This is a genomic window from Candidatus Poriferisodalis sp., assembly GCF_965208485.1.
Classification (GTDB): Bacteria; Actinomycetota; Acidimicrobiia; order Acidimicrobiales; family Poriferisodalaceae; genus Poriferisodalis.
Map to the genome: position 1 here is coordinate 19,158 of NZ_OZ242344.1, position 25,335 is coordinate 44,492.

Sequence of the window (25,335 nt, forward strand, 5' to 3'; positions counted from 1 at the left end):
GGGGGTGAGGCAGAATGGGCGCGTCGTATCGGGGACGACGGGGGAGGCCCACCCATGGCCATGACGCAGGAACGCAAGAGTGCTGGACCACTGGCATCAAACGGAACGGTGCCGGTGTACGACGCGGATGCACACATCGCGGAGCCGACCTCGGTGTGGGAGGAATACGCCGATCCCAAGTATCGGGACCTGATCATGCAGTGCCGGATCATGGACGACGGCAGTGACGCCGCGTTCGCCGAGGGGAAGAAGCTGCGCAACGGCATCGCGCCGGCCTGCATCCCCCACGCATACGGCACCAAGGTCACGTGGGACGACATCGTGCCCGGCAGCTACGACCCGGCAGCCCGCCTGTCGGTGATGGACGACGAGGGTCTCGACGCGGCGCTCATGTTCCCCTCGCTGATGCTGATCTCGGGAGACATCAACGACCCCGCGGTCGCCGTCGAGAACGCCCGTGCCTACAACCGCTGGATGACCGATTTCTGCTCGGAGGACCCGAACCGGCTGTTCGGCATGGGCGTCTGCCCGCTGCAGTCGGTCGACGGGGCGGTCGCGGTGATCGAAGAGGTCGCGAATGCCGGGCTGACCGGCATCACGTTCCGGCCCGAGAGGTATCACGGCCTCGAGCTGTTCTCCGACGACATGAACCGTGTCTGGTCGGCTGCCGAGCACCACGACCTCACCGTGGGCATCCACGGCAGCTTCGGCTCATCCATGCCGAGCTTCGCCAAGACCCGCTACGAGAACCAGTTCTACGTCCACATGGTGTGCCACCCGTTCGAGCAGATGGCCTCGGTGATGGAGATGGTGGCCTCCGGCGTGCTCGACGATCACCCGATGCTGCGGGTGGGCTTCTTCGAGTCCGGTTTGGGCTGGCTGCCCTACTGGCTCGACCGCCTCGACGAGCACAAGGAGGCCATGGGCCACCTGGTGCCACGGCTGAAGCGCGATCCCACAGAGATCTTCTCCGAGCAGTGCTTCGTGACGATGGAGGCCGGGGAGGGCGAGGCCTTCGAGCAGGTCGCCGCAATGGGCCTGGCGCACACCGTCGTGTGGGGATCGGACTACCCCCACTACGACTGCACCTTCCCCGGCGCCCTGGCCGAGCTCAACGAGACTTTCGCGGGCTTCGACGATGAGGTAAGCGCCCTGCGCGACGAGGTCGTCTACACCAACGCCCGCCGCTTCATGGGCCTTTCGTAGCTCTTGTCGGACGACTTCGCCGCAGACCTGCCCCCGGTCAAGCCGTGGGACGAGCGCGATGGCGGAGTACTGCCCTTAGCTGGCGGCACTGAGCAGTACTTGGATGCCTTGACGTGGATCGTGGAAACCTGCCGATCCAATCAGTTGACCAAGGTTGAACTTAAGGCGCGGTATCGCCGGCAGTACGGCTTGTCGGAGAAGAACGCGAGCAGCCGGATCGATGCGGTATTCAAGTACGGACTTCTCCGGGAAGCTGCAATCGGCGTCGCGCCGACGGCACCGGTCATTCGATGGCGCGAATCTCAGCGGGCCGAGCTCATCCTCGCTGCGATGCACGCCAACATAAAGTTCGTCGGCGAACTGCTTGACGAGATTCGCGTTCCCCAATCGAAAGAGTCCTTGCGTCAGGTAGCCAACCGCTGCTTCGGCTTTACCTGGAAGAAGTCCGCGCAAGTGGGATTTCGGCTCGGTTGGTTGAGGTCTACGGGCATGGCTCAGTTGCTGCCTGGTTGGCAATACCAGGCGACTGATGCCGGTCTGGCGCTGCTGGAACGCATCGACTTGCATCCGCCGACTACGGACTCCACCTCCGATGAGCCGCGTCAACCGACTTCCGACGACGGACCTCTCCCACCGAAGCCACCCAAGATCGACACGAGGCGACCCTCGACCTCGGTATCCCCATCAGCGACGGCGGATGAGATCGCTCAACGACTCGCACGTCTGTCGCGTGATGGCGCCAGGCATAAGGAATTTGAGACCGCCGTCCGCGACGCATTTGTCTTCTTGGGGCTTGAAGCGAAACAGCTCTCTGGTGCCGGGCAGACTGATGTGCTGGTCAAAGGCGCTTGCATCACGGGGGCGAGCGGCCATACGGATTCGGCCTCGCGCAGCTTCGCTGCCGTTGTCGAAGTCAAGGCCGTCGGCAATGGTCGCCTCACGTCAAATCAAGTCGACCTGATGACAATCAAGAAGCACCGAGGTCAACACGGTGCTGACTATGCGCTGATCGTCGGACCGGGACCGGCGGGCCAGCTGCTCGACTACGCGCGAGACGAGAGCATTGGAGTGCTCGATTCGGCGAGGCTCGCAGAGCTCGTCCGCGATCAAGATGAGATGCCTCTGGCCGCGCGTGAGTTCCAGCGATTGTTCGCTGATGCCGCTGGCGGACCCGCAGGCGGCGAGGTCGATCTGCGGCCGCTCGAGGAGGCCCGAAAACAGCACAGACGGCTGCGTGACTTGCTGTGTGGCGTGTTTCGGGCCGTCTCTGAGATCGACGACAGCAATGCAGGGACAGCCATTCCGCCGGTTGTGCAGTTCGCCTTGACTGGCCAAGGGATCTCGGCGTCGCTCGCGGAGGTCGAGGCGGCGCTGGGCCTGCTCGCGACACCGTGGTTCGACGGACTTGATCTCGTCGACGAAGGCGCGCACCGGTACGTTCCGACCACATCACCCCATCTGCTTGCTCAGCGCTTGCGGTGGTTGGCCGATGCGTTTGACGGCGAGACCGACGGCGACGCGCCGCCGTCAGCTGGGTCTGGCTGACCTCACTGGGTCGATTCGAGAGCGAGCTATCCCGCTACCGCCACGCGCGAGCCATGATCTGGGGGTCGCGGGCGTCGGCACACATCTCGGCAATCCTGCGAAGACCCTCAAGTATTTCCTCAGATGTGCATTCGTCGGCGGCCGCGGTGGACTCGGATGCTCTTGCCGCCGGCGGCCGCGGGTGCTTCGCTGCTTGTGGCACCCCATCAGGAACGTGAGCGAGTTCTCGATGATCGGATGACGTGATCGAATGACGAGCAAGCATCCGGTCTTCACAAGCATGACTGCATGACTGCTAGCATGCAGTCATGCAGCAGATCACCTGGCGAGCAGACGATGAACTTGTTGCTCGGGTGAAAGCAGGCGCTCAGACCCTGCGTGTATCGATGAACGAGTACCTCACCCGGCTTGCACAGGCCGCGACGGACCCTGCGCTCTCGTCGAACGAGATCGAGGAGATCAGAGCGCGTCTCAGGCTCGCTGGCCTTCTCTCTGATTTCGAGGCCGGCGATGTGGTGCCGCCCGACGATGAAGCAGTTGCCGCAGCGCGCCAACGGGCTGGTCAAGGAACACCGTTGTCCGAACTGGTACGCGCCAATCGATGACGGCGTTCCTCGATTCGTCAGCGCTTGTCAAGCGCTACGCGGATGAGCCGGGCAGCGATTTGGTGCAGGCCGTCTCAGAACCGGTCATCGCTAGCGACTTGGCCTCCGTCGAAGTGCCCGCTGCGCTCTGGCGAAAACACCGCATAGGCCAACTCTCCGCAGCCGATGCTCAGCTCCTCTGCCGACGTTTTCTCGCCGACATGTCCCCCGCATCCGCGACAAGCGGTGCCGGCTTCATTGAGGTGGGAAACGACATCCTCTCCTCCGCAATCGAGCTCGTCGCTCGCCACCCGCTGCGGGCGTATGACGCGGTTCAGCTTGCATCGGCAATTGCCGTGACTCGTATCGTCGGCAGCTGTCGGTTCGGTTGTTTCGATCAGCAACTCAATGACGCTGCCGTCGTCGAAGGCCTCATCCTCCTGTGGTGAGCGCGCTTACGGAGAACTGCGCGGCGTCCGGGGTGTGTCCATCGTCGGCTTGTTGCCACAGAGCGTTGAGCAGTGCCGCGCGGCGGTCCACGAGGTCCAGCAGCGAGGGGATCTCGACAATGAGTGGGGCGCCGGGGCTGCGGTCGTGCGTGACGCGTGCGATGCCGTCTGCCTCGAGTTGGCGTGCTGCGCGCTGCGCACTCCTGGCGGACAATCCAAGACGCGCGGCGATGTCAGGGACGGTCGCGGCAGGAGCGGCAATGAGCTGCTCCACGACTGCGCGCTGTGCTGTTCCGGGGCGCATGGCGGCGGCCTGCTGGCTGCATGTTCCGACTGCGGCGACGATCGTCTCGGCATACGCGCACGCGACCTCAACGGCTGTCGACATCCACTCGATCATCACCGCTGCTGCGTAAGAGCGTTCTTCGGCGTCAGGAGTTCCGAGGTACCCGTCGAATGCGGCAAGAGCGTCCATGTAGGCGGCCTTGCGGGCGTCGATTGCGGCGGCTACCGGCAGCGGTGCCGGGTACGTCGTGTGGCGAGCGAGGCATGCATGGATGAACGCTCGCCCGACTCGCCCGTTGCCGTCGTCGAACGGGTGGATGGTCTCGAACTGTGCGTGTGCGACGGCGGCCGCGCCGACCGGTCCGCCAGCGGCGACGCACTGCCGGCTGCTCGCCCATGCGGTGAGATCGTCAACGAGCGCCGGGACGTCGGCATGCGGCGGCGGCACGAACCGAGCTCGACTCGGCAGGCTCACGGCCCGGTTGCCAACCCATACCGGCTCGGTGCGGAACTGACCCGGGTTGAACTCTTGAACCGTTCCCTTGAACAGCGTCTTGTGCATGGCGCACAGATCATCTGTCCGCATCGATCTGCTGCGGTCCAATCCAATCCTGTGAGCCTCTGCGGCGATTTGCGCGGCCCCCTCGGCGAGGTTGCCGCTCGGGGGGTCCGCAGGGCGCGAGCGCTTGGTATCCCACAGCGACACCTCCTTCAGCGACGCGATGATGCCTTCGATTCGGCTTGAGGCGATGCCGTCCGCTCGCGCAAGGCAGAGCGCCGCTTCAGGTGCGCGCGAAACGGCTGCGCTGACCGACGCGAGGCGGGCGGCGGCTTCCTGGGCCCTCACGGCTGTCTCAATCCCGAATCTTGGTGACCATCCAACGAGCCGGTCGGGCAGATACGCCTCGTAGTTGTCTGTCTGCTGAGAGCCGCGAAACCAGTAGACGTACCTCTGCGGCACCTTCCGCCCCATGCATCCGAGCGTACAGAGCACATCTTTGCGACGCATAGTTCGGTTTTCTGACGCAAAGAGTCAGATTTGCGTCAGGGCGTTTCGGGGACGAGGGTTCGGTGGTAGACGGCTCGCACGGCGAGGGCCTCGCGCAGCTCGTCGGTCATGTCCTCCGCGAACTCTGAGCGGTAGCTGGAATCGAGCACGACCGAGACGGCGAACTGCAGCCCGGAGAACAGCCCGATGAAGGCTGCCACCATCACGAGCTGGCGGCTGAACAGCAGTTCCCCGCTCCACAGCGGGAGACTCACCACCCACGAGTCTTCCCAGGTGAGCTGGCTCAGCGTGGTCCACTGCAGCAGGGTGCTCTCTCGCACGGTGAACACGCCGAAGAACACGTAGAAGCACGTGACGATCACCGCCACCAGCGCTATCTGGATGCTCTGGGCCACGAACAGCAGCAGGCTGACGTTGAATCGTGCCCGGCGTCCCAGGGGCGGCGAATCCGGCGCCGGGGCATCATCCGCCGGGACCAAGCTCGCGATGGGCGTGTCCGCACAGCGAGAGCGCACATCGGCCCACGACGAGAAGCGGGCCATGTCCACGGCAAGGCGCCGTACCGAGATGATGACGAACAGCGCTCCGGCTGCCACCAGCAGCAGGGCAACCATCCCGAAGAACGGCAGCGTGAAGTCGTTGGCCACCTGCCACATCTCGGCATTCAGGAAGATGAACGCCGAGAACACCAGCAGGATCGGGAGCGACTTGGCCAGCAGCGTCATGACTTGGCCCACTTGACGCCAGAGTTGACCCACCGACCATCGCACCATCGGCAGCAGGCCCCAGCTGGTCACCACGTAGGCGCCGATCAGCAGCACCGCGTTCAGGCCTGCGGCGAACGCGGCATCGACAATGACCGAGTCGGAAGATCCCAGCCCGGCGAAGACGGCGCCGAGCACGAGATACGCCAGCACCTCCCAGACGCCGAACCGGTCGGGGAGTTGCCACAGCCGTCGTCCTCGCAAGAGATTCACGAGCGCCACGACCCCTGTCAGCACCGCCAGGCCCACTGCGAAGACGGCTGCCTGGGCCCAGCCGGTCCACCGATCTCCGAACACGAAGAAGAACTCGACGAACACCACGAGCGCCAGAAATGGTGCGGCACGGGTGAGCACATCGGCACTTGCGGAGTAGTCGTGTATCAGGTGCGGCAGGCCTCTACGGACGAACCATCGCTCGCAGCGGTGTCGATCAGCGGCGAAGTCGTGCTCGTCGCCTGCCGCGCCGGGGTTCTCCATGACGGAGCACCCTAAGCCCAGATCCACCGGTGGTGTGGGGTTGGCGGCGTCGGCTGCTTTGGTGTCGAGCTCGTCGTGGCTGATGTCGGTGACGAACGTGTGGTGCTGCCAGCTCGGCCACAGCTCGGCCTGGTCGCCGACGAGGCGGGTACGGCACACCGCGCGCGCCGGTTTGCGGTTGGGTCGGCGTGCGCTGATCAGCGTCGTCTCGGCGACTTGGGCCTCGCCGTCGTCGGTGTAGCCGATCGGGGTCCAGCCCCGGTCGCCGATCGCGGCGACGGCCCGCTCGATGGCGGGGTTCGAGGCGACAGCGACCAAGAACCTTGTGTCGTTCTCTGTGGGCTTGTCGATCAGGTCCCATGAGAAGAACCCCGCGTCCGCGCGGACCGTTAGCTCCGCGCCCGGGGCGAGCCGGCGCACCCGGTTGAGGGTCTCAATGGCAAAGCGGACATGACCCCGCTACCGGTGAATCTGGGGTTAGCAGGGTGCTAAAAAGGTCGGTTCTCGGGCAGTTGCCGAATACAAATCCGCAGCTCAGGGGCTTGCACCTTTGGCCACACCCGCATACTTCAGCATCCTGCTAGCGCCGGAGCAGTTGGCGGTAGACGTCGGCGGCGCGTTCGAGTTCCGCAATCTCGACCCATTCGATCGCCTGGTGGGCTTGATCGATGGAACCCGGGCCAAATACCACGATCTGGTCGGCTACCTCGCCGTAGCGCAGCGCATTCGTGCCGAAGTCGGCCACGGCGGGGCTGTTGCCTGACATTTGTGCCAGCGCCGTGACCAGATCGCTTCCGGGGGCTTGAAAGAAGGCGTTCTCGCCCATGTCGTTCGCCAGCTGGATCTTCGCCCGCGCCGGCAGCGCTGCGGCGCGCACCAGCTCGGTGAGGCGGGCGAATTCGGTCTGGCAGTCCTCGCCGTCGGCGATGCGCCTGCCGATGTACAGCTCGCAAAGGTCGGGGATGATATTGCGAGCACGCCCGCCGCTCATCTCGTTGACCGACACCGTGCCGGCCCCGAGCACGCCGACCTCGCGCTGGCTCGCCAAGCGTGCTTGCTCGGCGTCGATGGCGGCGATGATCCGGGCGCCTGCGGAGAGGGCATTGATACCGAGGTGGGGCTTGGAGGAATGTGCTGCACGCCCCTCGACCTCGACTTCGAGGCCGAGTCCGCCCTTGTGGCCGTACACCGGGACGCACATCGTCGGCTCGGCGACGACAATCTGCTCCCGGCGCTCGCTTCGCTCCAGCAAGCGGTCTCGGTACGCACCCGCACCAGCCAGGCCGCCGCCTTCCTCCGACACCGTGCCCACCAGTTCGATGGTGCACATCGGCCGGCGACCGGCAGCAATCATCTCGCCTAACACGGCGAGCACCACGGCCATGGTCGCCTTAGTGTCGACAGAACCTCGCCCCCAGACTCGTCCTTCGCCGATGCGGCCGTCGAAGGGATCGCCCTCCATGTGCTCGACGCCGACAGTGTCGAGGTGCACGTCAATGGCGAGCATTCTCTCGGTCTGACCGGCGAAGCGGGCATACACATTGGGCCGGCCGGACTCGACCTCGCAGAGCTCTACCTCGGCGCCGAGGGCTGCCGCTCTTCCGGCCACCCAGTTGGCCATGTCGGCTTCGGCGGCGGTGCCCGAGCGTGGTCCGTGGTGCAGCGGGTTGACGCTCGGGATGCGCACCATCTCGCTCAGCAGCTCAGCTATCGACTGCCCTGTCGCAGTGCCGTCGCTCATGAGTCACCTCTCCGTGGCGGAGCGTACGCGCAGCGTGATGGCAGTGCCGCGAATGCTGGTCTGCCCGCTGGCGAACCCTCACGTCTGTCTGCCCTCACGTCTGTCTGATCGTGCAGCGCATGCGGCCCTTGGACCGGTCAGCATTCGCCAATTGGCGAGACCGCTTCGTGAAAGTGGATTCGCCACCGTGCAAGCTTCGGGGACCAAGGCCGTACCGTTAGCGCCCATGTCGAATGAAGCTGAGCCCGCTGCCGGATCATCGGCACACACCGCTGGTGCGATCGGCGGCTTGCGCGTGCTGGCCGAGCTTCCGGTGAGGGAGCGGGTCGGCATCGCGTTCTCCGGCGGGCTGGATACGTCCGCCGCGGTGACGTGGATGACCGAGCGAGGCGCGCAGGTGTGCGCCTACACGGCCGACCTCGGTCAATACGACGAACCGGACCTGGCGGGGGTGCCGCAGCGGGCCCTCGACTACGGAGCAGCGGCGGCGCGCCTGGTGGACTGCCGTGCCGAGCTGGTGCGTGAGGGCCTGATGGCGCTGCAGTGCGGGGCATTCCATATCTCGACCGCCGGTCGCACCTACTTCAACACCACGCCGCTCGGCCGCGCAGTGACCGGCACGATGCTCGTGGCCGCGATGGCTGAAGACGGCGTGGACATCTGGGGCGACGGCTCGACCTACAAGGGCAACGACATCGAGCGCTTCTACCGCTACGGCCTGCTGGTGAACGCCGGTCTGCGCATCTACAAGCCTTGGCTGGACGCCGCGTTCGTGGACGAACTGGGCGGCCGTGCCGGGATGAGCGAGTTCTTGGTGTCGCGCGGCCTGCCGTATCGGGATCCCACGGAGAAGGCGTACTCCACCGATGCCAACATCTGGGGCGCTACCCACGAAGCCAAGCAACTCGAGGACTTGGGCACGTCGATGGAGATCGTCGCGCCGATCATGGGCGTGGCGCACTGGGACCCTGCGGTCCGCATCGAGACCGAGGACGTGACGATCCGTTTCGCCGGCGGCTGGCCGGCTGCCATCGGCGACCGGACATTCGACTCAGACGGCGCGGAGGGCAGCGACCACATCGCGCTGGTGCTCGAAGCGAACGCCATCGGCGGCCGGCACGGGCTGGGCATGAGCGATCAGATCGAGAATCGCGTCATCGAGGCCAAGTCGCGCGGTATCTACGAAGCCCCGGGCATGGCGCTGCTGCACATCGCGTACGAGCGGCTGCTGTCAGCGATTCACAACGAGGCCACGCTCGACAACTATCGCACCATGGGTCGCCGCCTGGGCCGGCTGCTGTACGAGGGCCGCTGGTTCGATCCCCAAGCGCTGATGCTGCGCGATTCGCTGCTGCGCTGGGTGGGTTCGTCCGTCTCCGGCGAGGTCACGCTGCGGTTGCGTCGCGGCGACGACTGCTCGGTGCTGGATACGACCGGCCCGGACTTGACCTACGAGCCGGACCGGCTGTCAATGGAACGGGTGGAGGACGCTGTGTTCGGTCCAACCGATCGCATCGGTCAGCTGACCATGGCGAACCTGGATATCGCCGACAGCCGGGACAAGCTGGCGGCGTACCGGGACGCGGGTCGCCTGGGGCCCGGCGGACTCGCCGAGCTCGACACCTGATCGGGTTGAGCTGCCGCAAGATGGCCGATCGGAGTGAGGCGCACTTGGTTCACGAAGCATCGTCCAGATCCGGTAGGCCTGCGGACCCGCGAGCCAGGCGCGTCGCGGGCGATCCCGCTATTCGGAGACGAGGCGGGCGGGGAAGCCGCCCTTCGAGATCGGGCCCCAGCTCTCGATACGGAGCCGGAGCAGCACCTTGCCTTGGCGGTGCATCGCCTCGCGGTAGTCGTCCCAATCGGAATGCTCGCCGCTGATCACCTGGAAGTACTCCACCAGACCGTCCATGGCCTCGGGCAGATCCAGCACCTCGCCATGGCATTCGAGCTGCACCCACTCGTCGCTCCATGCGTCGGACATCACGACGACCCAGGCTTGGGGATTGCGCCGCAGGTTCACCGACTTGGCCCGGTCGGGGTAGCTGCTCACCAGCACCGCGTCGCCGTCGGTGCTGATGCCCATGGTGACCAGCGATGCTTGGGGGCGGCCGTCGCGCCGTGTTGTCAGCAGTACGCCGTGGTGGCGTTCTCGCACGAACTCGAGCAGCTCTGCGCGCTCCACTACACGGTCGGTTGCGATCGAGACCATCTGGCCCTCCTCAGGTCACTCCAGCAGCTCGGGCAGTCTCGCCGATGTCGTGCGCTGAGGCACCGCCACGCCCTCGGCGGGCACATCCCGGCCGACTATGGGGCCACTGTCGTCAAGGTCGAGACCGAGAGCCGGCCCGACACCATGCGCACGGTCAATCCGTTCGTCGATGAGGACGCGCATCCTGACAACAGCGTCGGCTACGGCGTGTACAACGCGGGCAAGCGCAGCCTCAGCCTGGACCTCAGCAAGCCCGAGTCCCGGCCGGTGGTCGAGGATCTGATCCGCTGGGCCGACATCGCCATCGAGTCGTGGGCGCCGGGCGCCGCAGAGCGCATGGGCTATGGCTGCGAAGCCTTCTCGGCTGTCAACCCCCGGCTCATCATGCTGTCGAGCTCGCTGCTGGGCCAAAGCGGCCCCTATTCCAGCCTCGCGGGGGTACGGATTCATGGCGGCTGCCATTGCCGGCTCCTACGAGATCACGGGCTGGGTGACCGTGGTCCCGCCGGTCCTTACGGCCCCTGCACCGATTCCTGGCGCCGCGGGTCATCGTGGCGTCGTTGATGGCTGCGCTGGAACGGCGGGATCGCGCCGGCGCCGGCTGCTACATCGACATCGGCTACGACGCCGACCGTGTCGCCGATCTCGCCGCAACCGAAGTGCTCGGCTGATCAACTCACCCGTCGCCTGCCTCACCCTCAGACCCAGGATCAGGTTCCTCACCTGACTCTGTCTCCGATGCCGCCTCGCTCTCAGCTTCTGTCTTCGCCTCGGTCTCGGCGTCGTCCCCAGTGTCTGTCTCGGTCTCCGGAGCGGCAGATGTCGGGGGTGGCTGGTGGCGAGCACAGTTGCCGGAGACGATGTCGACGATCCGATCTGCTCGCGCTCCGTCCGCAGCGGGCACCGGCGCGCCGTGGACATCGAGCAGGTGCGGGTAGAATAACCAGTTCACGATCTCGGCGCCGTCGAAGTCGATCTGCAGCACTCCTGTGTCGCCGGTGATCCCTGTCCGGTGGTGCCACACGAAGTTGCCCAGCGAGTAGGCGACCAGCTTCCCTTCATCGAGCACGACCGGCTGCAGCACATGCGGATGCTGGCCGATAACGGCATCGGCGCCGCTGCGAAGGAGCTGGAATGCGAAGTCACGCTGGCGACTGTCTGGGCAGGTCATGCGCTCGATGCCCCAGTGCACGACCGCGATCACCACGTCGGCCTCGCTGGCTGCGGTCCTGACACTCGCCAGTACCCGCTCCTGCTGGTACGCAGAGGCAATGCCCGGGCGCGTCTGGGTGGCAGCAAATCCGTGCGGGACCACCATCGAGGCACCGACAAATGCCACCCGCACGCCAGGGCGCACCTCGATGACACGGTGCCGGTAGGCGTCGGGGCTGGTCGCTCCCGCGCCGAGAGCGATCACGCCATCAGCCTCCAGCAAGTCGACCGTGTCCAGCAGTGCCTCCGGCCCGTAGTCGGCGGCGTGGTTGTTCGCCAGGCTGGCGACGTCCACGCCGGCCGCAGCGATGCGCGCAGCGGCCGACGGCGGCGCCCGGAAGGTGAACTTCTTGTCCTGGACGGGCTCGCCACGCTCGCTGATGACCATCTCCACGTTGACCAGCGCGATATCAGCCGACGAGAGCAGGGGTTCGATGCCGGCGAACGGATCGATGTCTGCGGCCTCGCTGCGGTCCATCAGCACATCCCCGCCTGCCAGCAGCGTCCAGGAGAGGTCCGGCGCCGTTGTGGTCGCTGGTGCGGCAAGCGTCGTTGACGCGGTTGCTCTGGCCCGCGCAGTCGTAGGCGCTCGGGAAGCCGCGGCCGATGTCGAGTCGGCGCGCAGGCCCCCAAGCGGGTCAGCGAGCGCCGTTTCGGCGGTCGGCGGCGGCATGGCAGCGGGGGCGGAGGTGCCCGATGGCGGGGGAGGCGCCACCTCGATGCCGGTGGGGCTGCACGCCATCGCCAGCACGGCAAGGCTCGCGATGCCGGATGCAACGAGCGGCCGCTTCACCATCGGGTCGAGCGTACGGCCGACGCAGTTCGGGCGTCCTGCGCCCGATGACGCCCGTGCCGACGCGTCCGGCGCAGCCTGCCGCGGGCGTCCGCCATGCGACCGCCGAACTAGCGTCGCGCTCGCAGGGTCGCAACAAGCCCGTTCCGGCACTGCATCCGGCAGATCAAGGAGGTCTCACATGGCGCTCGGAGACACAGTTCAGGAAATCCTCGACCAAGGCGTGACCGACGGCGATGTGGTCGGGGCGGTCGCCAAGGTCATCGGGGCCGACGGCGACATCTGCTCGGCTGCCGCCGGCACCCGCGGTGCTGACAGCGACGTGGCGATGAGTTCGGACACCGTCTGCTGGATCGCATCGATGACCAAGGCCGTCACCGGCGCCGCAGCGATGCAGCTCGTCGAACAGGGCAAGCTCTCGCTCGATGGCCCGGCGGCGGACGTGCTGCCGCTGGTCGGCGAGCTCGACGTGCTCACCGGCTTCGACGACGACGGCAATCCGGTCACCCGGCCGCGCAACGGCGACATCACCCTGCGTCACCTGCTGACGCACACCGCAGGCATGGGATACGACATCTGGAGCCCCGAGCTCGGTCAGTACGAGGAGGCCACAGGAACGCCGGGCGTCATCGAGTGTCAGAAGGCCACGCTCCGGATCCCGCTGCTGTTTGACCCAGGTGAGCGCTGGTTCTACGGCACAGGCATCGACTACGCAGGTCAGATGGTGGAAGCGGTCTCCGGCATGACCTTGGGCGAGTACATGGCGGCGAACATCTTCGAGCCGCTTGCCATGTCTGACACGGCATTCAAGATCACCGACGACATGCGCGCCCGCCAGTCGGCGATGCACACCCGCGACGAGAACGGCTCGCTGTTCGAGATGCCGTTCGAGATCCTCCAGGAGCCAGAGTTCGAGATGGGCGGCGGTGGGCTGTACTCCACTGTCGACGACTACTGCCGCTTCCTGACGATGATGCTGAACGGCGGCAGTCTGAACGGCAATCAGATTGTCTCGCCCGACACCCATGCGCAGATGGTCACCAATGCGATGGGCGACCTGCGAGTCACCATGCTCCCGACGGCCGCCCCGCCGTTCTCCTTTGATGCCGAGTTCTTCCCCGGCGTCGAGAAGTCGTGGGGCCTGACGTTCCAGATCAACGAGGAGCCGGCACCGACCGGGCGTCCTGCCGGCGGACTCATGTGGGCAGGACTCGCCAACTCGTACTTCTGGATCGACCTGCAGAACCAGGTGGCCGGCTGCTACATCAGCCAGCAGGTGCCATTCGCCGATCCTCGCTCGTACGGGCTGTACGAAGCCATCGAAACAGCCGCCTACGACAGCCTGTAGCGAGGGCTCCGCGACTTGACCTCGCTTCCGCTATTGACAAATGCGGCTGCGTGCAGGCGCTCGGTGGCAGGTGTGGTCGCGGGTCTTGCTGCTCTGTTGACGGTTCGGTTCCCGTGATGGGTTGAGCCTCCGTGGCAGTGTGGGGTCTGTTGTGATCCCGACTGCGAACGGAGGCTCAGTGATCGACAGTAGTGCAGGGGCGGCTCGGCGGGGTGCGCACCGTGACCGACGCGCAATGGCGTGCCTTGGTCGCCCGCGACCGGCGCTGCGTGCTGTGCGACCTCGCACCCCAATGGTGCGAAGCCCATCACGTCATTCCGCGGAAGAAGCCTGCACGCGGACCCATCGACATCGACAGCCTCGCGTTGCTGTGCTTCCGCTGCCACGGCGAACTCCACGACATCAAGGCCACCCTGCGACGCGGCCCCCACAACGACTGGTATCGCGACTTCACGCCCCAACGCGAATGGCAGTCAGCTTGAAGCGGGGGAAAGGGGAACTGGGACTCTGCTGGGCTTCGCCCGTCGGCGCAGTCCGTCGGCTCAGACGGTCGGCGGGCCGATCACCAGGCAGCCGTTGTGGCCGCCGAAGCCGAACGAGTTGCTGAGCGACGGACCGGGTTCCCAGTCGGCTGCCGCTCCGGTGACCAGCCGGAACTCTGCAAGCTCAGGATCAGGCGTGGTCCAGCCGGCAGTGGGCGGGATCTTGCGATGCCGCATCGACAGCAGCACGGCGATGGTCTCCAAGGCGCCAGCGGCTCCCAGTGCGTGACCGGTGACGCCCTTCGTGGAGGTCACCAGCGGCCCGTTGGGGCCGAACAGCTTGTTGAGCGCCTCGGCTTCAGCCGCGTCATTGAGCGGGGTGGAGGTGCCGTGCGCGTTCACGTGCACGATGTCGCGCGGCTCCAGGTCGGCGTCGCCGATAGCGAGCTGCATACAGCGCAGCGCCCCTGCGCCGCCTGGGGCGGGCGCCGTGATGTGGTGCGCGTCGGCATTCGAGGCCGTGCCCAGGATTTCGCCCCAGATGGTGGCCTCTCGTGCCACCGCCGACTCCCATTCCTCGAGCACCAGCGTGGCCGCGCCTTCGGTCATCATGAAGCCGTCGCGGTTCTTGTCGAACGGCATCGAGAGGCCGCTGGTGGACAGGGCCGTCATGTTCGCGAAGCCAGCGGTGCCGACCGGCGTCATGACCGACTCGCAACCCCCAGCCACGATCACATCGGCGATGCCCAAGCGGATGAGCCGCGCTGCGTAGCCGACAGCGTGTGTGCTCGCAGCGCAGGCCGTGGTGATCACTTCGCAGGGGCCGGCCAGTCCGTACTTCATCGAGATCGCAGCCCCAGGCGCATTGGGCATCATCATCGGAACCATGAAGGGCGAGACCCGGCGAGCCCCCTTGCGGTCCAGCACCTGCACCTGGTCTTCGAAGGTCTGCAGGCCACCGACGCCCGTGCCGTAGATGACCCCGCAACGATCAGGATCCGACGCTATCTCGCCGGCTTCGGCCATCGCCTGCGCAGCAGATGCCATGCCGAGCTGCACCGACCGATCAGCTCGCCTGGCCTCTTTGGCGTTCTCGTAGAAGGGAGCGGGGTCGAAGTCGACGATGCGGCGTTCGCCTTCTGGCGGATCGGAGTTCAGGCCCTGCCAGAAGCCGTCCACGCCGGATCCGGCGCACGAGACGACGCCTAGGCCGACGACCGCTACTCGCCGGCTGTAGCTCACAGCTTGGATTCGACCAGCTCGATTGCGTGGGCGACGGTGGTGACGCCTTCCAGCTCTTCCTCGTCCACGCTGATGTCGAACTCCTCTTCCAGAGCCATCACCAGTTCGACGAGATCCAGGCTGTCGGCATCGAGATCATCAGCGAAGCTGGCCTCGGGCGTGACTTGGGCGGCATCCACGGCCAGCACCTCGACGGCGCAGTCCCGGAATCGATCCAACGTGTCGCTCATGCTGTTCACCTCGTGTGTGGGTGGTCACCGGCACGAGTCCCCGACGACCGTGCGAGTGCGAAGTGTACGGCCCGGAGAGGCTGAGCCGACAGGCGAAGCCGTGGCCCGAGCGGTCCGTGAGCGCGGCGAGCAAGAGCGGGAAGCAATGAGTGCGAGTACGGGAAGGCTCAGGCTGCCTGCGCGGCTCCTGAGCCTCGGGCCCTGCTGGCATCGCGCCCCGAAGCCATCGCCGCAATGCGCCGGCCGTGGTCTGGCGCGATCGCTGCGTCGGGGCTCAGTGGCCCATTCCGAGGCCGCCGTCGACCGGAATCACCGCGCCCGTGATGTAGGCGCTCTCGTCCGAGGCCAGAAACGTCACCGTGGCAGCGATCTCGGAGGGATCGGCTACCCGGCCGAGCGGAACAGCATCAGTGATGGCTGCCCGCTGCTCGTCGCTCAAGGCGCCGAACATCTCCGTGGCGACCGGTCCTGGTGCGACCACGTTGGCCGTGATGCTGCGTGAACCCAGCTCGCGCGCCAGCGAGCGCGCCATGCCGACCAGTCCAGCCTTTGACGCGGCGTAGTTGACTTGGCCGGCCGACCCCAAGAGCCCGACTACCGAGGACACGAAGATCAGTCGGCCCCAGCGGGCTCTCAGCATCGGCCGGGCGGCACGCTTGGCCATCCTGTACGCGCCGTTGAGATTGGTGTCGACCACCGCGGCAAAGTCTTCGTCCGACATACGCAGCACGAGCTGATCGCGGGTGATGCCAGCGTTGGCGACGAGGACCTCCACCGGGCCCAGCTCTGTCTCGACGGCCTGATACGCGGCGTCCACCGCGTCGCTGTCGGCCTGATCGCAGGCAACCCAGAGAAGCCGGTCGTCATCGGGGGCGCCGGTGCGGCTGGTGACCGCCACACGATGGCCCCGGTCGGCGAACAGCCGGGCCGTGGCCAGTCCGATGCCGCGGCTGCCGCCGGTGACCAGCACCGTTCGGGACTCGTTGTCACGCGCTGCGGGGGAGTTCATGGACTCGTGAGTTCGGGGGCACGTCTGAGTGTGTTCAACGGCGCGGGGTCACACAGCGCGCCCCGGGGCACCAGACCAGCGCAGCAATGCCGAGGCCGATGTCATGCCGGCGCCAAACCCGACGAGCAGCACATGATCTCCTTCGTTGATCCGGCCACTGCGCACGGCATCTTCGAGTGCCAGGGGAATGGATGCGGAGGACGTATTGCCGGTACGTTCGATGACCATTGCGGCCTTGTCGTAGGGGATGCCGAGACGCTTGCAGGCAGTCTCGACGATGCGCACGTTTGCCTGGTGCGGAACCACGACATCGATGTCGGAGGCGGTCAACCCGGCCTGCTTCATCGATTGGCGGGCCGATTCCTCCATGACGAGCACTGCCTTCTTGAACACTGCCTGGCCTGCCATCTGGATGTACCCGTCGTGCTCGCAGTACAGGTGCTCTTCCATCGAGCCGTCGCTGGAGACATGCCAGCCCAACAGGTCGGAACCCTGCTCGCTGCGTTCCAGCACGGCGGCGCCCGAGCCGTCGGCGAACAGGATGCATGTGGCCCGGTCAGTCCAGTCGGTGACGCGCGACAGCACTTCGGCGCCGATGACCAGCACCCGCTCGTGACCCATGGCGATCATGCCGTGGGCGGCAATCAGCGAATACACGAAACCCGAGCAGGCAGCGTTGACGTCCATGGCTCCGCAGTCGAGGCCGAGGGATTCCTGCACTCGGGACGACGACGCCGGGATGCATCGGTCCGGCGTGGTGGTGGCCAGGATCAGCATGTCGATGCTGGACGGGTCGACGTTGGCTGCTTCCATCGCGGCTGCTCCAGCAGTGGCAGCCAAGCCGGCCGTCGTGCCGCCGATGTTGCGTTGCTTGATACCCGTGCGCTCGATGATCCACTCGTCGGACGTGTCGACCATCTCTGCGAGGTCTTCGTTGGTGAGGACACGTTCGCCGAGCGCCGTCCCGATGCCGACAATGCGTGCGCTGGATGCGCTGCTCACGGTGAGCGTCATGTGTGGCCTCCCATTCAGGTGCCGCCGTTCAGTTGCGGATTGGCGTGCGCAGCCACGCAACAGGCTGCCGTGCGGTGACGCGTTCGCCCTCGGTGGCCATGATCCCCATGACAGTACCCGCGAACGCAGACCGCACTTCCTCCCCGGCGACATGCCCGATGACATCGCCGACGCTGATCTGCTGGCCGCCGCTCACGTCGGCGGCAAGCGTGAAGACGCCGGCGCAAGGGCTGACAATGAGCCGCTCGGTGACGTAGAGGTTCTCGCCGCCCAGCACGGTCGGCGCTGCGGGGGCATCGACGGCCAGCGCCTCCATCAGCGTGTCGATGTCCGCAGGGGTGCTCACCGACAGAGCGGTTGCGCTCTTGTGGGTGCGCTTGGTCATGCCCGTCAGCACCTTGCCGGGGCCGAGCTCGGCGTAGGTGGTGACGCCCGAGTCCGCCAATGACCACAGGCTGGCCCGCCACAGCACGGGGCTGATGAGCTGCTGTGCGAGCAGAGAGCGCCACTCGTTGGCACTGTCACGCGGCTTCGCGTCGATGTTGGCCACGACCGGCACGCTCGGGGCGCGGATCTCGACCTCGGCTAGCGCTTTGCGCAGCCGATCCCGCGCCGGCAGCATGAACGGCGTGTGGAAGGCACCGCCGACCGGGAGTTGCATGATCCGCTTCGCGCCGGCCTCCTTGGCAGCATCGCCCGTCACCGCCACTGCATCTGGAGCGCCCGCGATCACGACCTGACCGGGCGCGTTGTAGTTGGCAACCCAGACATCGCCCTGCGTGGCGTCGCATGCCTCGGCGACGAGGTTGTCGTCGATGCCCAGCACAGCCGCCATGGTTCCCTCGTGCTCGTCGGCGGCGATCTGCATCGCCTCGCCCCGCTCGGCCACCAGTCGAACAGCATCGTCGTACGCCAAGGCGCCGGTCGCCGTCAGTGCGCTGTATTCGCCCAGCGAGTGACCGGCGGCAGAGGAGAACGTGGCGCCTGTCCGCTCGACTGCGTCCAGCGCGACCATCGAGAGCACGAAGGTCGAGAGCTGCGAATTGCGTGTGTGGCGCAGTTCGTCTGCGTCGGCCTCCAGCAACAGCGCTTCGACATCGCGCCCACAGGAGTCTGATGCTTCTTCGACGAGTTCCCACGACTCGTGCGCTGTCCACGCTGCACCCATGCCTTGCTGTTGCGAGCCTTGGCCCGGGAATGTGAATGCGAGCACTCGGCCTCCCCCGGAACACCAGATACAGAAGCCGGGTCGATGTCCCGGCAGCGGCGCGGTGAACTGAACTTCCCGAAAGGGTAGGTGCCCATACGGGCCGAGAGCGACAATGCAGCGATCGCCCCGCTCTTGTTCCCGTTCTTGGTGCGACGGGCTCACGGGCCGCTCGGGTCCTTGGGTACGCTGATGCGGCCTGTTGCCCGGGTGGTGAAACGGCAGACACGGGGGACTCAAAATCCTCTGCCCTCGCGGGCGTGCGGGTTCGAATCCCGCCCCGGGCACTCCACATGACACAGCGAATTCACGAGACAGTCAGTTTCGGGGAGGGTTCCCAGCCCGACCGGTAGGCTGATCGATCCGCAGCCGCCGGGCCGGCGGCGCCGTCCTGTTCGATCTGACCGCGAGGAGAGCGCGAGTGTCCAAGCGAGTCGTGATCGCAGAGGACGAGGCCATCATCCGGCTCGATCTGCGCGAGATGCTCGAAGACGAGGGCTACGTCGTCGTGGCTGAGACGGGCCGTGGGGACGAGGCCGTAGAGCTGGCACGCCAGCACCAACCCGAGGTGTGCATCTTCGACATCCAGATGCCTGGACGGGACGGCTTGGATGCGGCCCGAGAGGTGGCAGGCGACCGCACTTCCGCCGTGCTCATCCTGACGGCGTTCAGCAAGCGGCACCTCATCGCCGAGGCACGTGATGCGGGCGTGCTCTCGTACTTGGTCAAGCCGTTCCAGCGGGAGGAGTTGGTCTCGGCTATCGAGGTCGCTTGGGGTCGGTTCACCGAGATGAGGGAGTTGGAAGACACCGTCGAGAGCCTCGAGGAGAAGCTGGAGACGCGCAAGGCCACTGAGCGCGCCAAGGGTCTGCTGATGGACGACTTCGGGCTCTCCGAGCAGGACGCCTTCGAGTTCATTCGCAGTACGGCGATGGCAAACCGTGCGAAGATGCGGGACATCGCTCAGCAGATCATCGATGGTCTGCTGACGCCCTGAACCCGCCAATCCGAACCGAGCCGGCCCGAACCGAGCGAGCCCGAGACGAGCCAGTCAGAATCGAGTCGGCGCACTCGAGGCAACCGCCGCGTCGCCGAGTTGGGAGAGACCTGATGTCGAAGCTGCTGCTGCTTGATGGGAACTCCCTGACCTACCGGGCGTTCTTCGCCATTGGCGAGGACATGGGCACCCGTTCGGGTCAGCCCACCGGTGCCGTCTTCGGGTTCACGTCCATGCTGGTCAATCTGGTGCGCGATCACCGCCCTGACGCCATCGCCGTGTGCTTCGACCGCCCCGAGCCGACATTCCGCCATGAAGCCGAACCGCGGTACAAGGCGCACCGCGACGAGACTCCCGCAACGCTCATAGATCAGCTCGGCCTCGTGCGGCAGGTGCTCGAGTCTCTGAGCATCCCGGCGGTGGACTGTGCGGGCTTCGAAGCCGATGACCTGCTGGCCACGCTGGCGACCGGGGCAGAGCAGCGCGGCGACGACGTGCTGATCGTCAGCGGTGACCGCGACGTGTACCAGCTCGTGCGCGATCCGCGCATACGCGTGCTGTACAACCGGCGGGGCGTCACCGACTATGCGCTCTACGACGAAGCGGGCATCGCCGAGCGCACCGGCGTCACCCCGGATCTCTACGTGCAGTACGCCGCATTGCGCGGCGACCCGTCGGACAACCTGCCGGGCGTCCCCGGCGTCGGCGAGAAGACCGCGGCCAAGCTCCTCAACAAGTACGGCAGCGTCGAGGCGCTGCTCGCGTCCGCGTCAGAGCAGAGTCCCAAGCTGGCCGAGAATCTGGTGTTGTACCAGGACGACGTGCGCCGCAACGTCGAGTTGATGGAACTGCGCACCGATGCACCGATCGATGCCTCTGCGGACGATCTGCAGTGGGGCGGATTCGACACCGACCGCGTGACGCGCACGTTCGAGTTCTTGGAGTTCGGCACCCTGCATGCTCGGCTGCGAGAGGCATTGGCGGGCACATCGCTGGACGGCTTGCTGGGGCCTGATGCAGGTCCTGAGCCGACCTCCCAGATCGCCGACGTCGACTTGGTGCCGCTGAGGGACGGGCCAGAAGCGGCGGCGCTGCTCAGCGAGCTGGCGCAGCAGACCGAGACCGTGGCGATGGGATACGCACTTGAGCACGACGGCTCGTTGGGCGTGCTCGCGGTTGCCGTGAATCCGACGCAAGGGACGGTGCTGGCGCTCAGCCCAGAGTTCCTCGAACTCGACGATGTGGCAGCTGCGGTCGCACTGCTGCTCGGACCTGACGGACCAGGCATCCACATCCACCATGCGAAGCCGCTGATGCGGGCGCTCGCCCGGCTGCCGGGCGGGATCGATGCGGACTCGACGCTTGCGGGACTCGAAGTCGATACGTCGATCGCGGCGTACCTCATCCACCCGCCTGAGGGCCGTGGCGAGCTGAGCACGCTCCTCGCGAGACACTGCGGGACCGAACTCGTCGAGATCGAGACCGAGGGTCGGCTCGATTTCGACGCCGTCGACGCCTCGGGTCCGCTCGGACAGGTCACCGCAGGTCGAGACGCCCTCGCCGCGGCGATGCTGGCGCCGGTCCTCGAGCGCGAGATGGCGGATCTCGGCATGTCGGACCTGTACCGGGACATCGAGCGTCCGCTGATCTCGGTTCTCGCGCGCATGGAGGTCGCCGGGATCGGCGTTGACCGCGAGGAGCTGGAGACGTTGCGAAATCACCTCACACGCGAGGTGTGCGCACTCGAGGCCGAGGTTCGGCGGCTGGCGGGACGGGACGATCTCAACGTCAACTCGCCCAAGCAGCTTGCTGAGGTGCTGTTCGAGGACCTGGGGCTGCCGCCGCATCGCAAGACCAAGACCGGCTACTCCACGAACGCCGCGGCCCTGGAATCGCTGCGGGGCCAGCATCCGATAGCGGACCAGCTGCTCGCTTACCGAGAGGCGGAGAAACTGCGCTCCACCTACGGCGTCGGCTTGCTGGAATGCGTCGGGCCGGACGAACGCATACATGCCACGTTCAACCAGACGGTGGCCCGCACCGGCAGGCTCAGCTCCGAGGACCCGAACCTGCACAACATCCCGGTGCGCACCGAACAGGGTCGGCTGTTCCGGCGGGCCTTCGTGCCGGCCAGCGGCTTCGAGCTGCTCATCGCCGACTACAACCAGATCGAGCTGCGGGTGATCGCTCACCTCTCCGGTGATCCCGGCCTCGTGTCCGCCTTCGAGGCGGGTCACGACATTCACAGCGCGACTGCCGCATCGCTGTTCGGCGTCGAGGCCGAACAAATCTCCCCTCACCAGCGGTCCGTCGCGAAAATGGTCAGCTACGGCCTCGCGTACGGGATGGAGGCCTACGGACTCGGGCAGCGTCTCGGCGTGTCCACCGACGAGGCGACGGGAATCCTGAACGCCTACTTCGAGGCGTTCCCGCAAGTGCGCTCGTTTATGGACGGGGTGGTGGCCGAGAGCCGTGAGCGGGGCTACACCGAGACGGCGTTCGGCCGGCGCCGCCCGCTGCCTGAATTGAGCTCACGCAACTTCCGGGTCCGCCAAGCAGCCGAGCGCCAGGCAATGAACGCACCTATACAGGGTCTCGCAGCGGACATCTTCAAGGTCGCGCTCGTCCGGCTGGATGACGCCCTGCGAGATTGCTCCGCAGCCAGCCGACTCGTGTTGCAGGTACACGACGAGGTCATCCTCGAAGTCCATCCGCCCGAGTCCGCCGAGGTGACCGAGCTGACGGCGACCACGATGCGCAACGCGGCCGATCTGGCGGTGCCACTGGAAGTGCATGTGACGACCGGCGCCACCTGGGCGGACGCCAAGGGCTAAGCCCAGATCCACCGGTTGGGTCGGTGCGGCGAGTGTGTTGTTGATGGCGGTGTGGTGTCGGTGGAGGGAGACTGGCGGTCTAACATCTACTTTTTGACATTCGTTTCTGCCTGTCTTTCAGGGTTGTGATTGTTGCAGACGAGGAAGGTTGCAAGTGATGAAGTTTGACCTGACTTGGCCTGCTCATCGGGGCTGGTCTCAGCGTTGCGGCCCTCTTGTCGGGATGAACGCGAGGATGCATCGGCTCGTGTCGACGGCGTCGGTGCAGGTGCTCGTTGTTGCTGCGGTGACAGTTCTCGGGCTGGGCGGGCCTGCTGCGGCTCAGGCTGATGCTGTGTGCTCGGGTACTGCTGCGGTGTCGGATTCCACGACCGACTCTGGCCTCATCGCCGACTGCGACAATCTGCTCGCGGCGAAGCCGGTCCTTGTCGGCACTAGCGCCGATCCGCTGAACTGGAGCACTTCCGTAGCGATGTCCGACTGGGACGGAATCACCGTCTCGGGCGATCCCGCTCGCGTCACCAGCCTCGTATTCCTACACGAGCGGCAGTCCGGTAATCATCTGTCGGGTGAGATCCCGTCCGAGCTGGGCAATCTCGTCGGCCTCACCCACCTTCGACTGCTCGGTCATAGTCTGTCGGGTGAGATCCCGTCTGAGCTGGGCGATCTCTCCAACCTCACCGAGCTCTCGCTGTCCAACAATGATCTGTCGGGTGAGATCCCGTCTCAGTTGGGCAGCCTGTCCAACCTCACCGAACTCTCGCTGTCCGGCAATGATCTGTCGGGTGAGATCCCGTCTCAGTTGGGCAGCCTGTCCAACCTCACCCACCTCGTGCTGGCTTCGAATGATCTGTCGGGTGAGATCCCGTCTCAGTTGGGCAGCCTGTCCAGCCTCACCTCACTTGTGCTGAATTACAACAGGCTGTCGGGTGAGATTCCGTCCGAGTTGGGCGATCTCTCCAACCTCACCGAGTTCGCGCTGTCCGGCAACAGGCTGTCGGGTGAGATTCCGTCTGATCTGGGTGACCTTTCCAACCTCACTTGGCTCTCGCTGGACACGAACAGGCTGTCAGGTGAGATCCCGTCTGATCTGGGCGATTTGTCCAGGCTCGGACATCTCTGGCTGCAATCAAACAGGCTGTCGGGTGAGATCCCGTCCGAACTGGGGCGGCTCTCCAACCTCGTCTTTCTCCTCCTGTATGACAACAGGCTGTCGGGTGAGATTCCGTCTGATCTGGGTGACCTTTCCAAGCTCACCACGCTCGCTCTGTACAACAATGATCTGACCGGTCCGATTCCGCCTGATCTGGGCGATCTGTCCGGGCTCAGCAAACTCTTGCTGTCCGGCAACGACTTGTCGGGGTGTATTCCTGTCGCGTTGGCAAGTCTGCTGAGCGGACAGGAACTCGGTCTGAGCGAATGCAGTGCCCAAGACATGATGCCAGACAACGGTCCGCCTGGCAGCGACGGTCCGCCTGACACCAGTACGCCTCCCGACACCAGTACGCCTCCCGACACCAGTACGCCTCCCGACGACACTGCGTCCGACGACGACACTGCGTCCGACAACGACACGCCCGACACCATCGTGGCCGACGATACGAGCAACAGCGGCAACCGCGTCGGCACTGGCAGTGCGGGCGGCGGTTCTGGTTTGGATGTGGGTGTGGCGACGTTGGTGGTGGCTGATGGGTGGAGTCCTGCTGATGTGGGCACGGCGTCGGTGCTGGCGGCTCGTGAGGGCGGCGCGGTGGTGTATGTCGCTGAGGGGGAGTTGCCCGCGGGGGTGGAGAGGCTGTTGGGGGATGCGCTGCCGGCTGAGGTGCTGGTGGTGGGCGGCCCGGCGGCGGTGTCGCGGGCGGTGGTGAGCGAGATCCGCGCTGTGTCGGAGGGTTCTGAGGTGCGACGGGTCTCGGGGCCGGACCGTGTCGCGACTGCGGCGGCTGCGGCGCGGGAGTCGCTGGGCGGTGTCGCGGGCGGCGGGGTCACGTTTGTGGTCGCGAATGGCTGGTCCGCGGCTGATGCGGGCGTGGCGGCTGCGTTGGCGGCTGCCGGCGGGGGCCGGGCGGCGGTGTTGTACACCGGCGGTGATGCGTTGGCTGAGGAGTCGGCTGCGTTGCTGCGGGAGTATCCCACCGAGGAGGTGGTGCTGGTGGGCGGCGTGGCGGCGGTCAGCGCGGCCGCGGAGCAGCAGGCTCGGGAGGCGGCGGGTGAGCAGGCGAGTGTGTCGCGTGTGACCGGGCAGGATCGTGTGGAGACTGCGGCGGCCGCGGCGCGGCGGGTGCTGGGCGACCCCGCTTCGGCCGGCGGGGTCACGTTGGTGGTGGCGAACGGCTGGTCCGCGGCTGATGTGGGCGTGGCGGCTGCGTTGGCGGCGGTGACCGACGACGCGGCTGTGGTCTACACCGCGGCGGGGGTGCTGTCCGGGGCCGCGGAGGCGGTCATCGACGAGTACGAGCCGGTGTCGGTGATCATCGTCGGGGGCCGCTCGGCGGTCAGCGACGAGGTCCGCGACGCTGTCGCCGCGGCAGCGCCCGACGGCACTGGCATCGAGCGCATCAGCGGCCAGGACCGCACCGACACCGCCGTCCGAGCAGCCCGGCACATCCTCACCCAAGACTGACCCGCACCCCGACAACGCGGCGCTTTGCGTTCCCGCGTGGAGCAGGCCGGTGAGAGCTTGGGCCTGTCGGCG

At 66.3% G+C, this 25,335-nt stretch carries 22 protein-coding genes and 1 tRNA gene; 12 read left to right on the forward strand and 11 right to left on the reverse strand.

From position 1 onward, the window contains the following. Positions 1 to 54 precede the first annotated feature (54 nt). Positions 55 to 1,206, forward strand: a complete 1,152-nt coding sequence (locus ACOGXQ_RS00150) for an amidohydrolase family protein (protein ID WP_419945463.1) — start codon at positions 55 to 57, stop codon at positions 1,204 to 1,206. Positions 1,207 to 1,281: 75 nt separating this feature from the next. Here the strand turns inward: ACOGXQ_RS00150 and ACOGXQ_RS00155 are convergent, their stop codons facing one another. Continuing rightward, positions 1,282 to 1,773 carry a hypothetical protein gene (locus ACOGXQ_RS00155; RefSeq protein WP_419945464.1) on the reverse strand — a complete coding sequence of 164 codons (492 nt, stop codon included), beginning with the start codon at positions 1,771 to 1,773 and terminating at the stop codon, positions 1,282 to 1,284. A gap of 393 nt (positions 1,774 to 2,166) precedes the next feature. Between ACOGXQ_RS00155 and ACOGXQ_RS00160 the strand changes: the two genes are divergently transcribed. From ACOGXQ_RS00160 to ACOGXQ_RS00170, 3 genes are all read left to right on the forward strand, one after another. Further along, on the forward strand, positions 2,167 to 2,751 hold the full coding sequence (locus ACOGXQ_RS00160) for a hypothetical protein (RefSeq protein ID WP_419945465.1): 585 nt from the start codon (positions 2,167 to 2,169) through the stop codon (positions 2,749 to 2,751). A 308-nt stretch (positions 2,752 to 3,059) separates the two neighbouring features. Continuing rightward, positions 3,060 to 3,356 (forward strand): transcriptional regulator, encoded by a 297-nt coding sequence (locus tag ACOGXQ_RS00165; RefSeq protein ID WP_419945466.1) that lies wholly within the window; start codon positions 3,060 to 3,062, stop codon positions 3,354 to 3,356. Next, positions 3,353 to 3,784: a type II toxin-antitoxin system VapC family toxin gene (locus tag ACOGXQ_RS00170; protein ID WP_419945467.1), complete on the forward strand. Its 432-nt coding sequence runs from the start codon at positions 3,353 to 3,355 to the stop codon at positions 3,782 to 3,784. Before ACOGXQ_RS00165 ends, ACOGXQ_RS00170 begins: the two co-directional genes overlap by 4 nt. On the opposite strand, the gene ACOGXQ_RS00175 is transcribed toward ACOGXQ_RS00170, so the two are convergent. The 3 genes from ACOGXQ_RS00175 to ACOGXQ_RS00185 all read right to left on the reverse strand — a co-directional run bounded on the left by ACOGXQ_RS00175 (position 3,768) and on the right by ACOGXQ_RS00185 (position 8,060). Beyond that, the gene (locus ACOGXQ_RS00175) at positions 3,768 to 5,042 is read right to left on the reverse strand and encodes a Fic family protein (protein ID WP_419945468.1); all 1,275 of its coding nucleotides are present in this window, start codon (positions 5,040 to 5,042) and stop codon (positions 3,768 to 3,770) included. The genes ACOGXQ_RS00170 and ACOGXQ_RS00175 overlap by 17 nt on opposite strands. Before the next feature lie 71 nt (positions 5,043 to 5,113). Further along, positions 5,114 to 6,739, reverse strand: a complete 1,626-nt coding sequence (locus ACOGXQ_RS00180; RefSeq protein ID WP_419945469.1) for a hypothetical protein — start codon at positions 6,737 to 6,739, stop codon at positions 5,114 to 5,116. A 160-nt stretch (positions 6,740 to 6,899) separates the two neighbouring features. Beyond that, complete coding sequence (locus tag ACOGXQ_RS00185) at positions 6,900 to 8,060, reverse strand: M20 family metallopeptidase (protein WP_419945470.1); 1,161 nt, start codon at positions 8,058 to 8,060, stop codon at positions 6,900 to 6,902. Positions 8,061 to 8,286: 226 nt separating this feature from the next. Between ACOGXQ_RS00185 and argG the strand changes: the two genes are divergently transcribed. Beyond that, on the forward strand, positions 8,287 to 9,687 hold the full coding sequence (gene argG, locus ACOGXQ_RS00190; protein ID WP_419945471.1) for an argininosuccinate synthase: 1,401 nt from the start codon (positions 8,287 to 8,289) through the stop codon (positions 9,685 to 9,687). A 117-nt stretch (positions 9,688 to 9,804) separates the two neighbouring features. Here the strand turns inward: argG and ACOGXQ_RS00195 are convergent, their stop codons facing one another. After that, entirely contained in the window at positions 9,805 to 10,272 is a 468-nt protein-coding gene (locus ACOGXQ_RS00195) for a PPOX class F420-dependent oxidoreductase (RefSeq protein WP_419945472.1), read from the reverse strand. Positions 10,273 to 10,416: 144 nt separating this feature from the next. Between ACOGXQ_RS00195 and ACOGXQ_RS00200 the strand changes: the two genes are divergently transcribed. After that, positions 10,417 to 10,836 (forward strand): CoA transferase, encoded by a 420-nt coding sequence (locus ACOGXQ_RS00200; protein ID WP_419945473.1) that lies wholly within the window; start codon positions 10,417 to 10,419, stop codon positions 10,834 to 10,836. A 112-nt stretch (positions 10,837 to 10,948) separates the two neighbouring features. Here ACOGXQ_RS00200 and ACOGXQ_RS00205 read toward each other — a convergent pair whose 3' ends face one another. Next, the gene (locus ACOGXQ_RS00205; RefSeq protein ID WP_419945474.1) at positions 10,949 to 12,280 is read right to left on the reverse strand and encodes a CapA family protein; all 1,332 of its coding nucleotides are present in this window, start codon (positions 12,278 to 12,280) and stop codon (positions 10,949 to 10,951) included. Between the two features lie 178 nt (positions 12,281 to 12,458). Between ACOGXQ_RS00205 and ACOGXQ_RS00210 the strand changes: the two genes are divergently transcribed. Both ACOGXQ_RS00210 and ACOGXQ_RS00215 read left to right on the forward strand, forming a co-directional pair. Beyond that, positions 12,459 to 13,625 carry a serine hydrolase domain-containing protein gene (locus tag ACOGXQ_RS00210; RefSeq protein ID WP_419945475.1) on the forward strand — a complete coding sequence of 389 codons (1,167 nt, stop codon included), beginning with the start codon at positions 12,459 to 12,461 and terminating at the stop codon, positions 13,623 to 13,625. 221 nt (positions 13,626 to 13,846) lie between these two features. Continuing rightward, a complete protein-coding gene (locus ACOGXQ_RS00215) occupies positions 13,847 to 14,107 on the forward strand; it encodes an HNH endonuclease signature motif containing protein (RefSeq protein WP_419945476.1) in 261 nt (86 codons plus the stop codon). A 60-nt stretch (positions 14,108 to 14,167) separates the two neighbouring features. On the opposite strand, the gene ACOGXQ_RS00220 is transcribed toward ACOGXQ_RS00215, so the two are convergent. The 5 genes from ACOGXQ_RS00220 to fabD form a co-directional block, all read right to left on the reverse strand. Then, a complete protein-coding gene (locus ACOGXQ_RS00220; RefSeq protein ID WP_419945477.1) occupies positions 14,168 to 15,349 on the reverse strand; it encodes a beta-ketoacyl-[acyl-carrier-protein] synthase family protein in 1,182 nt (393 codons plus the stop codon). Further along, the gene (acpP, locus tag ACOGXQ_RS00225; protein ID WP_419945478.1) at positions 15,346 to 15,579 is read right to left on the reverse strand and encodes an acyl carrier protein; all 234 of its coding nucleotides are present in this window, start codon (positions 15,577 to 15,579) and stop codon (positions 15,346 to 15,348) included. Before acpP ends, ACOGXQ_RS00220 begins: the two co-directional genes overlap by 4 nt. Before the next feature lie 274 nt (positions 15,580 to 15,853). Then, positions 15,854 to 16,588, reverse strand: coding sequence for a 3-oxoacyl-ACP reductase FabG (fabG, locus tag ACOGXQ_RS00230; RefSeq protein ID WP_419945479.1), 735 nt, complete (start codon positions 16,586 to 16,588; stop codon positions 15,854 to 15,856). A 48-nt stretch (positions 16,589 to 16,636) separates the two neighbouring features. Next, positions 16,637 to 17,602 carry a beta-ketoacyl-ACP synthase III gene (locus ACOGXQ_RS00235; protein WP_419945480.1) on the reverse strand — a complete coding sequence of 322 codons (966 nt, stop codon included), beginning with the start codon at positions 17,600 to 17,602 and terminating at the stop codon, positions 16,637 to 16,639. A 28-nt stretch (positions 17,603 to 17,630) separates the two neighbouring features. Beyond that, positions 17,631 to 18,815 carry an ACP S-malonyltransferase gene (gene fabD / locus ACOGXQ_RS00240; RefSeq protein WP_419945481.1) on the reverse strand — a complete coding sequence of 395 codons (1,185 nt, stop codon included), beginning with the start codon at positions 18,813 to 18,815 and terminating at the stop codon, positions 17,631 to 17,633. Between the two features lie 198 nt (positions 18,816 to 19,013). Between fabD and ACOGXQ_RS00245 the strand changes: the two genes are divergently transcribed. The 4 genes from ACOGXQ_RS00245 to ACOGXQ_RS00260 all read left to right on the forward strand — a co-directional run bounded on the left by ACOGXQ_RS00245 (position 19,014) and on the right by ACOGXQ_RS00260 (position 25,263). Next, positions 19,014 to 19,096, forward strand: a tRNA-Leu gene (locus ACOGXQ_RS00245). A gap of 134 nt (positions 19,097 to 19,230) precedes the next feature. Continuing rightward, entirely contained in the window at positions 19,231 to 19,806 is a 576-nt protein-coding gene (locus ACOGXQ_RS00250; protein WP_419945482.1) for an ANTAR domain-containing response regulator, read from the forward strand. A 113-nt stretch (positions 19,807 to 19,919) separates the two neighbouring features. Next, entirely contained in the window at positions 19,920 to 22,640 is a 2,721-nt protein-coding gene (polA, locus tag ACOGXQ_RS00255) for a DNA polymerase I (RefSeq protein WP_419945483.1), read from the forward strand. A 157-nt stretch (positions 22,641 to 22,797) separates the two neighbouring features. Continuing rightward, positions 22,798 to 25,263 carry a cell wall-binding repeat-containing protein gene (locus tag ACOGXQ_RS00260; protein WP_419945484.1) on the forward strand — a complete coding sequence of 822 codons (2,466 nt, stop codon included), beginning with the start codon at positions 22,798 to 22,800 and terminating at the stop codon, positions 25,261 to 25,263. Positions 25,264 to 25,335 lie beyond the last annotated feature (72 nt).